Origin of the sequence: Lactiplantibacillus fabifermentans DSM 21115, from assembly GCF_000498955.2 — a bacterium.
In the GTDB taxonomy this organism is placed as follows: Bacteria; Bacillota; Bacilli; order Lactobacillales; family Lactobacillaceae; genus Lactiplantibacillus; species Lactiplantibacillus fabifermentans.
Map to the genome: position 1 here is coordinate 25,075 of NZ_AYGX02000155.1, position 11,692 is coordinate 36,766.

An 11,692-nucleotide genomic window follows, 5' to 3' on the forward strand; every position below is an offset into this window, starting at 1 on the left:
GATACCTTAAATTTAGCAGCTGAGTATCTTACCCCTTCTCCCACAACTAACGGGGCGTAATCCTTGCCCAACTAATCAATTATTTATTCAAATCAAACAATTGATACCTCGTTTAGCCGAGAGGGCGGTCCCGCCGATGCTCAGTGGTGAAATTGCACTTGGCGAGTGTTTTGGGCTCGCCTAGTGCAAGGCCGAGCTTTGAGACGTGGTTTTCGGCTCAAAGTCGTGCCCACCACGTTCCAGCATCGGCGGGACCAACCGGCAGGCGGCAAGCACCGCTACCACTGCCTAACCACCCCAATAAAAAAGTACGCACTACTAAAGATTAGTAGTCCGTACCAGGTTACCAGTTTGATTAACGATCCGTTAGATTGACTGGCCGGACCAGATAGACTTCGCGGCAGAACCCTTTGAGAGAATTGTAAACCCGTTGGGCGCGCGATTGTTTGCGGCAGACGCCGAAAACCGTCGGGCCGGAACCGCTCATTTGGGCCGCGTCGGCGCCAAATGTGAGTAACTGTTGTTTAATTTGGGTAATTTCGGGATAACGCTTGGCCGTAATCGGTTCTAAGACGTTCCCCATATTTTCGAAAATAGCCGTGGGCGTTTGCGACGCAATCCCGGCTAATAACCCATCAATATTAGGGTGCGTGTTCAGTTCCCGATAATCGACTTGCCGTAAAATATTCGGCGTTGAAACGCTGACTTTCGGTTTCGCTAACACAATCCACATCGGTGGCAATTTCGGCAAGGGCGTCACAATTTCACCTTTACCCGTAACATGGGCCGTTTGACTGTAAACACAATACGGTACATCGGAGTCAATTTGTAAGCCGAGCTTGGCTAAGGTGGCCAAGTCTAAATTGAGCTCCCACATCCGATTGAGTCCCCGTAACACGGCAGCGGCATCTGAGGAGCCGCCACCTAACCCGGCGGCAACTGGGATGGCTTTTTTGATTTTAATGCGCACCCCAGTATTGATATGATATTCACGTTTTAAAATACTGACGGCTTGAAAAGCGAGGTTCCGCCGGTCATTGGGTAAAAACCCACTATCGGTCGCAACTTCGATTTTATTGGTGGACAACGTTTCAATCTGAACATAATCAGCCAGATCGACCGAAGTCATCACCATATTCCATTCTTTATCCCCGTTTTGATGTTCAAACAAGGTATCGAGCCCCAGATTGATTTTTGCTGGTGCTTTTTCCACGATCTGCACGCGTCTCACCCTCTTCTATGACCGCGATAAACTTGGGTCGTTGGTGTACTTTGATACAATTATACTAATATCAGGGCAAAATAAAAAGACCTTGCTGGGGGTCTTAATATTGAGAATTCGCGTGCCGCGAATTAAGCTTCAGTTGTTTCGTCTTCAAAGGCGATTTGAACGTTCTTAGTTAACACATCCGTGTAACTATATGAAACTCGTTCAAACGAGTTTTCTTGTTGGTCTAAATCCACAACAAACACTGAACGGTAAGTTTCTTTTAACGTCCCATGACGTTCAGTTGTTTTCTTCCGACCGGCTTGGGCAACGACTTTCATCCGTTGGCCGATCCGAGAGTCAAGCTTATCTTTAATTGCTGCTAGTGAAATTGGCATTAAGAATCCTCCTCGATGAAATAACTATACTCGGTTTTCACAAAAAAGTCAATATTATATCACAAGGTTTTCTAATGTGCAACAATTTTATTAGCAGACCAATTTCAGATTAATTCCGCTCCGTGTAAGGCATCCGTCAAGGTAATGAACTCGTCCACTGTCAAGCGTTCGGCCCGAATTTTCGGGTCAATTTCAGCGGCGTCCAAAGCACTTTGAATGGCCGTTTTCGTTTCAGGTAATTTACCGAATAAACTTTGTAAATTATTCCAAAGATTTTTCCGGCGGTGGGCAAAACCAGCTTTGACCACTTTAAAGAAAGCCGCTTCGTCAAATGGCACGTGCGTCCGGGATGGCAAGGCCGTCAACTTCACGATGGCCGAATCCACATTGGGGGCGGGAACAAAGACCGTCCGCGGTACGACCATCGCCATTTCGGCGGCCATCCGATATTGCACGGCAATCGTCAAAGCGCCGTATGCTTTCGTGCCGGGTTCTGCCGCTAAACGGTCCGCCACTTCTTTTTGCATCATGACGACGATGTTTTCGAACTTCACACTACCCGCTAACAAGCTCATCAAGATGGGCGTCGTAATATAGTAGGGCAAGTTAGCCACTAATTTTAACGGGCGGTCAACATCCAAGTGTTCCTTGACCATCGCGGGCAAGTCCGCTTTCAAAATATCTTGATTGATTATTTCAACATTATCATAGTCATACAACGTTTCATCTAAAATCGGCAATAAGCGATCATCGATTTCAAAAGCCATCACTTGATGGGCGGCGCGGGCTAAATATTCTGTTAACGCGCCAATCCCAGGGCCAATTTCAATGACGTTATCTTCTTGGCTAATATCGGCCGTGAAAACAATGTTGTGTAACACGTTTTGGTCCGTTAAAAAGTTTTGGCCCAAGCTCTTTTTGACTTGTAAGCCGTATGAATTCATAATCGCCTTAGTGCGGGCGGGGTTTGCAATATCAATATCTTTACTCATCGTTACTCCTCTGTGTCTAATTGGTCAATGGCCTGCCAAAAATCAGCCGGCTGAATTTGAAATAGTTGTAGGCGTTTCGGTAATTGCTTACCGTTCACATAGCCAATCTTTAATAGTTCACCTAACCGTTCGCGCCGTTGCCGGGCGGCGGGACCAGCTAACAAACCGGCTTTAATTAAATCTCCGGTCGTGATTAACGTCGCGGGTTCATCCGTTTGTTCCGTATACAAGTGCGCTAACGCCGTTTGAATGGCAGCGGGGCTGGCATGTTCCACACCTAAGCTGCCACCCGCTTTGGTCGGGACGCCAGCTTTACGGGGCAAGAACGCGTGCTTAACGCCCGGGACCGCCGCCGAAATGATCTTGCGAATCCGTTCACCGGAGAAGTCCGGGTCGGTAAACACGATCACCCCGCGAGTTGCTTGTAGCTGTTTAATTTGGGCAACAGTCTCTTTAGAGACCGCCGAGCCGTTCGTTTCAATCGTATCGGCATCGACCGCTAACGCCAAGCGCTTAGTGTCATCTTTGCCTTCCACGACGATTACTTCTTTAATCTTCTTCAATCTTAAATAAGTCCTTCGCATTTTGATAAGTTTGGGCCGCAATGGCTGCCGGGGTCGTTTCGCGGAGTTTGGCGACCGCGTCAACGACATAGTGCGTAAAGGCCGGTTCATTTTGCTTGCCACGATAAGGTTCAGGCGTCAAATAAGGAGCGTCCGTTTCGACCATCAACACGTCAGCCGGCGTTTGTTTGACTGATTCATGGACCTCATCAGCGTGCTTAAAGGACGCCACGCCGCTGTATGAGATGTGCATACCTAAGTCCAAGAATCGTTTCAACCATTCGGGGTCGCCGTTAAAACTGTGCATGACGCCACCGGTATCACGGATATCGGCCGCTTTCAAGATCTTGTAAGTATCTTCAAACGCATCACGGTTATGCACCGAAATTGGTAGCCCCATGTCTTTAGCAATCGCCACTTGGCGCGCAAAGACTTGCCGTTGGGTATCTTGTGGCGACGTATCCCAATGATAGTCGAGACCAATTTCGCCTAAAGCCACGACTTTTGGTTTTTGGAGTTGTTCAATCAATAATTTTTCAGTTGCTGCATTATAATTTTTCGAATCTTCCGGATGCCAACCCACGATGGCGACTAATTCCGGATACGTTTCCGCTAACTTGATAGCATCGGCATTCAATTGCGTATTAGAACCCACAATCGCCATCCGAACGACATCTAAGTCCTTAGCTTGTTGTAAATATTTCGGGACGTCATTAATAAATTCTTCACTGTTCAAATGTGTATGAGAATCAAAAATCCGCACGATTACGACCCCTTTCAAAGTTCAATAATCATTAAGCACCTGTTGCCATATCCTTTTAACTATATCATCAAACCGGTTCAAAAATAAACCATTCAACCTAAAAAGTCGGTCGTAATCACAATGACTACGACCGACTTTTTCAGTTTTAAATTACGAAATCAATGACCCATTAACCATATTATCTGGTACAGTAATCAATTGAACTTCGCCATCATGTTCAGCTGAGAGTAACATGCCTTGGCTCATTTCGCCACGCATCTTCCGTGGTTTCAAGTTACCAACGATGATTACTTTCTTGCCAATCAATTCTTCTGGTTCAGGATACCACTTGGCAATCCCCGAAAGGATTTGGCGATGATCAGCGTCACCGGCATCCAAACGGAATTGTAAGAGTTTATCGGCACCCTTCACTTTTTGAACCGCGATGATTTCAGCAACTTTTAATTCGACTTTATCAAAATCATCAATCTTGATTTCGTCTTTAGTTAAGTTGAGTTCAACCTGGGCAGGGTCCCAGTCGGTTTCAACTTCCGCTTCATGCTTAGCAGCTTCCATGGCAGCCCGGCCCTTCTTCTTGTCCGACTTCGTCATTTTGCTCTTCAAAAATTCGATTTCTTCGTCCATATCAACCCGTGGGAAGATTGGCGTCCCTTTGGCAACGACTTGCTTGCCAGCCGGTAAATCGCTCATTTGTAAGTCGATTAATGACAAGCTATCCACTGGTAACCCTAATTGCGTAAAGATTTCCTTGGGCGCATGGGTCATTACAGGACTAATCAAACTAGCAATTACCCGCAAGCTCGCTGCTAAGTGGGCCATAACGCTAGCTAACTTGTCAGCGTCCGCAGCGTCGTCGCTCTTCGCTAATTGCCAAGGGGCGGTTTCGTCGATGTACTTGTTCGTCCGACTAACGAGCTTCCAAATTTCGCTTAACGCATCTGACAAGTGTAACTTGTCCATGTCCGCGTTGTAAGCCTTAATGGTGTCCGCCGCGGTGGCTTCTAAGTCAGCGTCAAATTCCGTCACCCCGGACTTGAATTCAGGTAACTGACCATTTTCATACTTGTTAATCATCGCAACGGTCCGGTTCAACAAGTTACCGAGGTCGTTGGCTAAATCATAGTTGACCCGAGCCACGAAGTCTTCTGGTGTAAATGAACCATCGTTACCATAAGGCATTGCCTTGACTAAGTAGTAACGTAACGCATCTAAGCCGTAACGTTCCACAATCGTTTCGGGGTAAATAACATTCCCCTTCGATTTCGACATCTTGTCGTCACTCATTAATAACCAACCGTGACCGAAGACCGTCTTTGGTAATGGCAAGTCTAAGGCGTGTAAAATAATTGGCCAGTAAATCGTATGGAAACGCACGATTTCTTTCCCAACCATTTGCACGTCGGCGGGCCAATACTTATTGAACAAGCTTTCGTCATCGCCGGCATAGCCTAAAGCGGTGATATAGTTGATCAAAGCATCGAGCCACACATAAACGACGTGTTTAGGATTACTCTTAACGGGCACGCCCCAAGTAAAGCTCGTCCGTGAAACGGCCAAATCTTCCAAGCCGGGCTTGATGAAGTTATTAATCATTTCGTTCATCCGGTTAGCCGGTTGGATGAAGTTTGGATGCGTTTGGTAATAATCTAACAACCAGTCCGCATACTTACTCATCTTAAAGAAGTATGATTGTTCCTTAACGAGTTCAACTTCATGACCACTAGGAGCTTTCCCACCAATGACCTTGCCGTTATCGTCGCGATAAACTTCAGCTAATTGGGTTTCAGTGAAGTATTCTTCATCATCAACCGAGTACCAGCCTTCGTAATCGCCTAAATAAATGTCGCCTTTTTTAAGTAAACGTTCAAAGATTTCTTGAACGGCTTTTTCATGATAATCATCGGTCGTCCGAATAAACTTGTCATTCGAAATTTCCAACAACTGCCATAATTCTTTGATTTGTTTGGCCATGCCATCGACATAGCTCTTCGGATCAGTGTTCAGTTTTTCTGCTTTTTCTTCAATCTTCAAGCCGTGTTCATCGGTCCCAGTCAAGAAAAAGACATCGTAACCCATCGCGCGTTTGTAACGTGCTAAGGTATCACACGCAATCGTGGTGTAAGAGTTCCCGATGTGTAACTTCCCCGAAGGATAGTAAATCGGCGTGGTAATATAATAAGTTGGTTTTGTGTCTGCCATGACTTTAATTCCCTTCAAACATGTTTATAAATTCGCTTATATCAACATTTTAGTTAGATTCTTTTTTATTGTATCATACTTCGTTGGCCCTTAGAAAACGGTTAGAATAAATCGAGTTGTTGCGGTCCAAGGTCGCCAAACGAAATCCCTAGCAATGTCTTTAAGGCCAAGGCATTGCCCGCCGCATCGCCGCCAGAATTATTATTAAAGATTACACAGACTTCGTTAGTTTTCGTCTGCAATTGCGTAATCGTCTGTTGAAATTCTGCTAACTCCGCATCGCTGTATCGATACAAGGTCCGTTGCCCACGCCAATCTTTACCCTTGGCCGACCAACCTTTTTGGTTCCGACCGTGCAGCCGTAAAATCGCTAATTGGTCACTAGTGACGACCGGTTCAAAGCCGATCCCATCGGGCATGGCGTGCGGTTCATCAACAATTACATGCACCACGCCGAGGTCGCGCAAGAAGTCGAACACCGCATCTTTGACCCCCGGTTCATACCAACTCGGATTCCGAAATTCAACCGCAATCGGCACCCCTGGCAGCCATTCAACCATCCGTTGTAAATAATGGAAATTACGCGTGGAACGCTCAAAAAATGGCGGAAATTGAAACAAGACGGCCTTTAACTGATGATGCTGGGTCAATGGTTTTAACATGGCCCGATATTGGCGATACGCCGTCTTCAAGGCCTCCATCGATACCCCTTCTTCATACGTATCGTGCAACGTCATCGTTTGGTTCGCTTTTAAAATAAATTGAAACTTGGCGGGCACTTCTTTTTGCCACTTGGCAACTGTACTGACCTTGGGAATTCCGTAAAACGGGGTATCCACTTCAACGACCGGCAAGACGCCGGAATATTCCGTTAAAGTCAATTTGTCAGTACCACCAAGTAAGCTTGGATGCTCAGTCCAAGTGGTTAAGCCAATCGTAATCATCTCAAACTGTCACCCCTTCAAAAAAGTTGACCGCATTTTGTTGGACCATCTCAAAGTCAAACGGCAAGTTCAGCCTTTCTTCATTGATCGCCATCACCGTAGCTTGCGGATTGCGGTAGTCGATCAAGCCGGCAAATGGATAAACTCGAAACGATGTCCCACAAATCACAACTAAGTCCGCGCGTTGTAAATATTGAATGGCGCGCTCGACATTGGCCGTGGCAATCCCTTCGTCATACAACACGACATTCGGCCGCAAATAGCCGTGGTCTTTAGCGTGATATGGCGACTGCAAGTATGTTTGCCAATCAACGGTCGCGCCACATTCGGTGCAATACACTTCGTATAAATTGCCGTGAAACTCGACCAAATTTTTCGTGTCCGCCACCCGATATAAATTATCAATATTTTGAGTAATGACACTCGCGCGCCCTTGTTGGGTCAAGGCCGCCATCTTTTCGTGGATCACGTTTGGTTGCGCTTCTGGATAATATAAATTCTGTTTTAAATAGTCATAAAAACCAGTCGGGTCTGCTTGTAAAAACGCATGGCTCAAATAATACTCCGCATTATGATGTCCGGTATATAAGCCATTTTTCGACCGATAGTCAGGAATTCCGGACGGCGTCGACACGCCGGCGCCGGTCATAAATACAATGTTTTGCGCGGTTTGTAACCGTTGTTGCGCAGGATTTGCCATGCGCCATCCCTCCTTAAAACTTACCGCAATGTATACGGCACATCTAATTCAGCAAATAAGTCTTTGACTGTTTTACCGTAAATTTCTTTGAAAAAGGCATCGCTGTCTTTTTGCGCGGGCGCTGGAATCACAAAGGCATTTTGCCGATCCCCTTTGTTCAGACCGATATAGGCCCGCGTGTGTTTGTTCTTATCTAACATATCTGAATGAAAGACATCAAATAATTGGCGCACTTCCAACCGCAATTGGCGTTCACTGAACACGTTTTGCACCGTCACAAATTCTGTGCCATGTAACAACGGTAATTGCCATGCGGTCATCTGGTCATCAAATGCTTTGAACAACTTCACAATCGTCCGCCGCATCGCAAACGGTGTGTCAACCGCTTTGGCCGCAATCACGTCATATAAAGCTTGCGCCGCTTTAAAGGCGACCGGATAAGTCGTTTGTACTTGTGATAAACGGGCCGGCGTTAAGTCCCCACCAAAGAACACTAACAAGTCCGTCAACGTCAACAACCGCAATGTCATCATCGCATCTTGTTGGTCAGGGTCTTCTGGTTCAATCGTGGCCGCGACACTCTTGAAGTACAAATCTTCAATCTGGTCATCAATCAAGCCATGTTCCCGTTGCTTCCGCACAACTAAAACGTGGCCAACCATATCGTAGAGTTCCATCGCAATCGCCATCAATTGTTCATCCAAGCGGTCATCACGGGTCGTCAAATTAAACGTGATCTGTGGAAATCCTTGGAGTAACAATAATAAGTGCAACATTTCATGAGAAGCCGTGTAGCTGGGGGCGGTAATATCACTCACATGAATATCAATATCGCCATTTTGCATCCGTTGCTGGGCTTGGTCATGGCGGACATAGCCGGCTTTAGCATCCCCAAAGCTAACGGTAATGTTGCCTGGATATAAACTATTGGCAGTGGCTAATAAGCCAGTTACAGTGTCATTTAATTTCGTTTCAGTCATCGGTCTCTTCCTTTGTTTGACGTAAATCCGCAATTAATTTTTGCGTCGTCGCTAAGTCTTGTTGGGGTGCTTGTTCGAGGCGTTGTAAAACGAGCGGCAATTCCGTGGGGGTCGCCCCGGCCGCTAACGCCAATGATTTTAATTGTAAGTGCATGTGGCCTTGTTGAATCCCGGTCGTCACCAGTGCGCGTAACGCCGCTAAGTTTTGGGCTAACCCTTCGGCGGCAATAATCCGCGCCAGGTCGCCGGCCGTTTCAAATTTTAATAACCGTTGATTTAATTGGGCGAGTTCATTGATCTTAATCGAGCCGCCCACAATCCCAACCGGCATGGGTAATTCTAACTGACCACTTAAGGTCGTGCCATCAGTCGTCCACGTGCTCAAGCCACGATAATGGCCGTCTTTAGCAGCGTAAGCGTGCGCGCCACTTTCAATAGCGCGCCAATCGTTCCCCGTGGCAATCGCGACCGCATCAATCCCGTTCATAATACCTTTGTTATGGGTCGCCGCACGATAAGGGTCGATTTGGGCCACTTCACTAGCCGACGCAATCTTTTGGGCGACTAACGCCCCGGAATAACGCCCGGCTTGTAATAAGCTGACCGGAATGATGCAAGTGGCTTTGACCAAGCTCGCCGTCGCATAATTCGACAGAATGCTCATCAACGCATTGGTCTTGGTTAACACACCAATGGACTTAGCCACCGCCTCTAACATGCTATTTAGCATATTGGCCCCCATCGCCGCTTGCACGTCGACAAAGAGGTCAATGGATAAGTAGCCGTTACCGAGGTTACGGGTCCGTAATGACCGCGCGCCGCCACCGCGTTTTTTCAAACTCGGATGGGCATTGTCAGCCACTTGGAGTAATGTCGCGCGGTGTTGTTCAATGACCGCGGCGGTTGCATCGACATCCGTTAAATGTTCCAACACGATTTGACCGACCATTTGGCGCTGATTTAAGACGGTCGTAAACCCACCGGCGCGTTTAACAATTTTCGCACCGTTGCTGGCGGCCGCAATCACGGACGGTTCTTCGGTCACCATCGGAATAATTTGCGTCTGCCCGTCGATGACAAAGTTCACCGCTAAGCCCATCGGCAATGGATAGTCGGTCAAATAGTTTTCAATAATTTCATGATGGGCCGGCACGTAATACTTTTTGAACAACGCTTGTTCAGTTGGCGTTAACTGTGCTTGTTCCGCAACAATCGCCGTGCGTTCAGCCCAATCTTTTTGATAAAAATGGCGAAAATCAGCCGTCATATAATCATCCTATTCTGTATTAGTGCTGTAAATGTTCAGAAATAATGCCTTCGCGAACGCCGCTCTCAGAAAAAATCACGCGGTCACTGTCGAGCATTTGTAATAGCGTCACTAATGGCAACATGCCACCGACGATAATATCAGCGCGGTCATATTCCATCCCCGAAATATCTTGGCGACCTTGCCGCGAGCGAGTTAAGAAGTCTAAGAACGTATGAAAAACGGTCTCCGTTTTCAGTCGGTAGCCGTGAATATCTTCAACCTTTAGCTTTTGTTGTCGGCGCCGATTAACACGCGCTAAGGTGCGATTGGCGCCCCCTAATAAAATGATGGGATAATGTAACGCTTCACTCAACCACCAAATATCGGCTAAGCGGTTACGCAAAAACATCTGCGCGCGAAACAAGTTCGCCGATGGTACCACATCATCGAGTTCAAATTGTTCAGATAAGGTCACCGCGCCAAAGGGAACGCTGATCAATTGTTGTTCGCGCCCACCTTTAACTAAAATCAGTTCGCAACTAGCGCCACCCGTATCTAAAATTAAGCAATCGTTAATGACTAAGGAATTCGCCACGCCTAAATAATCGTAGTACGCTTCGTCGTCTCCGGATAACACTTTGAGGTCCAAACCGACTTCATTGTGAACGCGGGCGAGGAATTCTTTTTGATTCTTCGCCATCCGCACTGCCGCGGTAGTAATCCCAATCACATCAGTATTAGGCATCCGTTCATATAATTTTCGGAAGTTCTGTAATGCTTTGATGGTCCGTTCAATGGCGGCTGGCTGTAAAACATGGGCCGTGCCCATGCCTTCTGACAAACGGGTATCTTCTTTGACCCGCTTGATTTCGGTAGCCGTACCATTGGCGTGCAGGCGATTAACCGCCATCCGCGCTGAGTTAGATCCTAAGTCGACAATTGCTAAATTTTTCATCGCCACCACGCTCACTTTTCCTTTAGAGGTTATATACAGTTATTTTAACATTAATACCCCGCCATCGCGGCCGTTAGCTTCCTACGATAAGGAGAATAAAGCAAATATTTGCCGTCGGTCGGGACTAGGGGCGCCGCTGTGGGGCAGACCTGGTGACAAAAAGCGGTCACCAGGGCGCTTTTGAGCCTAGCAAAAAACCACCGCTAGTCTCAAAAGTCGGCCCCAATTATCAGTCGGCCAGCCCACCGACCGATAATTGCGACACCGCGGCGCCCCTAGTCCCGACCGACTAAATAGTTATCATTTCAAAAAACGCCCAGCTATGATTTTTAGCTGGACGTTCTCTGGAAGTAAAATTCAATTTTTCATAGCCAATAACTTGGCTTAACCTACCAAACTAATGATTAACCCGCTGATATCAATGCGTCATAATTAACTTTCAGACGGTAACCACCACAAGTTCCACAAAATCGATGTAAGTTCGGTGGGCTATACCACCAACAACATTGAATACTATTTGCTAACATTGCGATTACCATAATTGGTTAAATCCAATCCGAAACTGTCCACCAAGACAAATGACGCGACCACCAAAAATGTAGTCGCGCCATTAATATTAAAAAATCAGTTTAGTTGGGCGTCAGCGGTAATGGAAGCTGCCGTGCAAGTGGTGTTAATGCCGGCGCTTTTCCGACATTTACAGCACCGACATCTTTGAAGCTTGGCGAACTGTGCCAAGCTT

At 46.8% G+C, this 11,692-nt stretch carries 11 protein-coding genes; all 11 read right to left on the minus strand.

The window, feature by feature from the left end; translation table 11 throughout:
* Nucleotides 1-355: 355 nt before the first annotated feature.
* Nucleotides 356-1,222, minus strand: coding sequence for a 4-(cytidine 5'-diphospho)-2-C-methyl-D-erythritol kinase (gene ispE / locus DY78_RS12895; RefSeq protein ID WP_024623953.1), 867 nt, complete (start codon nucleotides 1,220-1,222; stop codon nucleotides 356-358).
* A 131-nt stretch (nucleotides 1,223-1,353) separates the two neighbouring features.
* A complete protein-coding gene (locus DY78_RS12900; protein ID WP_024623954.1) occupies nucleotides 1,354-1,605 on the minus strand; it encodes a Veg family protein in 252 nt (83 codons plus the stop codon).
* 104 nt (nucleotides 1,606-1,709) lie between these two features.
* Entirely contained in the window at nucleotides 1,710-2,597 is an 888-nt protein-coding gene (rsmA, locus tag DY78_RS12905; RefSeq protein ID WP_024623955.1) for a 16S rRNA (adenine(1518)-N(6)/adenine(1519)-N(6))-dimethyltransferase RsmA, read from the minus strand.
* Between the two features lie 2 nt (nucleotides 2,598-2,599).
* Entirely contained in the window at nucleotides 2,600-3,160 is a 561-nt protein-coding gene (rnmV, locus tag DY78_RS12910; protein ID WP_024623956.1) for a ribonuclease M5, read from the minus strand.
* The gene (locus DY78_RS12915) at nucleotides 3,147-3,923 is read right to left on the minus strand and encodes a TatD family hydrolase (RefSeq protein WP_024623957.1); all 777 of its coding nucleotides are present in this window, start codon (nucleotides 3,921-3,923) and stop codon (nucleotides 3,147-3,149) included. Before DY78_RS12915 ends, rnmV begins: the two co-directional genes overlap by 14 nt.
* A 150-nt stretch (nucleotides 3,924-4,073) precedes the next feature.
* Nucleotides 4,074-6,122 (minus strand): methionine--tRNA ligase, encoded by a 2,049-nt coding sequence (gene metG, locus DY78_RS12920; protein ID WP_024623958.1) that lies wholly within the window; start codon nucleotides 6,120-6,122, stop codon nucleotides 4,074-4,076.
* A 101-nt stretch (nucleotides 6,123-6,223) separates the two neighbouring features.
* Nucleotides 6,224-7,066, minus strand: a complete 843-nt coding sequence (locus DY78_RS12925) for a DUF72 domain-containing protein (RefSeq protein ID WP_024623959.1) — start codon at nucleotides 7,064-7,066, stop codon at nucleotides 6,224-6,226.
* A gap of 1 nt (nucleotide 7,067) precedes the next feature.
* Nucleotides 7,068-7,766 (minus strand): NAD-dependent protein deacylase, encoded by a 699-nt coding sequence (locus DY78_RS12930; RefSeq protein ID WP_024623960.1) that lies wholly within the window; start codon nucleotides 7,764-7,766, stop codon nucleotides 7,068-7,070.
* 20 nt (nucleotides 7,767-7,786) lie between these two features.
* Nucleotides 7,787-8,746, minus strand: a complete 960-nt coding sequence (locus DY78_RS12935) for a hypothetical protein (protein ID WP_024623961.1) — start codon at nucleotides 8,744-8,746, stop codon at nucleotides 7,787-7,789.
* Nucleotides 8,739-10,013 (minus strand): hydroxymethylglutaryl-CoA reductase, degradative, encoded by a 1,275-nt coding sequence (locus DY78_RS12940; RefSeq protein ID WP_024623962.1) that lies wholly within the window; start codon nucleotides 10,011-10,013, stop codon nucleotides 8,739-8,741. The genes DY78_RS12935 and DY78_RS12940 overlap by 8 nt, the downstream gene beginning before the upstream one ends.
* 19 nt (nucleotides 10,014-10,032) lie before the next feature.
* Nucleotides 10,033-10,950, minus strand: coding sequence for a Ppx/GppA family phosphatase (locus DY78_RS12945; RefSeq protein WP_024623963.1), 918 nt, complete (start codon nucleotides 10,948-10,950; stop codon nucleotides 10,033-10,035).
* Nucleotides 10,951-11,692 lie beyond the last annotated feature (742 nt).

Bases quoted from the DNA above. Each gene is read 5' to 3' on its own strand.
- DY78_RS12940 (WP_024623962.1), bottom strand. From the start codon at position 10,013: ATGACGGCTGATTTTCGCCATTTTTATCAAAAAGATTGGGCTGAACGC.
- rsmA (WP_024623955.1), bottom strand. From the start codon at position 2,597: ATGAGTAAAGATATTGATATTGCAAACCCCGCCCGCACTAAGGCGATT.
- DY78_RS12930 (WP_024623960.1), bottom strand. From the start codon at position 7,766: ATGGCAAATCCTGCGCAACAACGGTTACAAACCGCGCAAAACATTGTA.
- DY78_RS12945 (WP_024623963.1), bottom strand. From the start codon at position 10,950: ATGAAAAATTTAGCAATTGTCGACTTAGGATCTAACTCAGCGCGGATG.
- DY78_RS12900 (WP_024623954.1), bottom strand. From the start codon at position 1,605: ATGCCAATTTCACTAGCAGCAATTAAAGATAAGCTTGACTCTCGGATC.
- DY78_RS12935 (WP_024623961.1), bottom strand. From the start codon at position 8,746: ATGACTGAAACGAAATTAAATGACACTGTAACTGGCTTATTAGCCACT.
- DY78_RS12925 (WP_024623959.1), bottom strand. From the start codon at position 7,066: ATGATTACGATTGGCTTAACCACTTGGACTGAGCATCCAAGCTTACTT.
- metG (WP_024623958.1), bottom strand. From the start codon at position 6,122: ATGGCAGACACAAAACCAACTTATTATATTACCACGCCGATTTACTAT.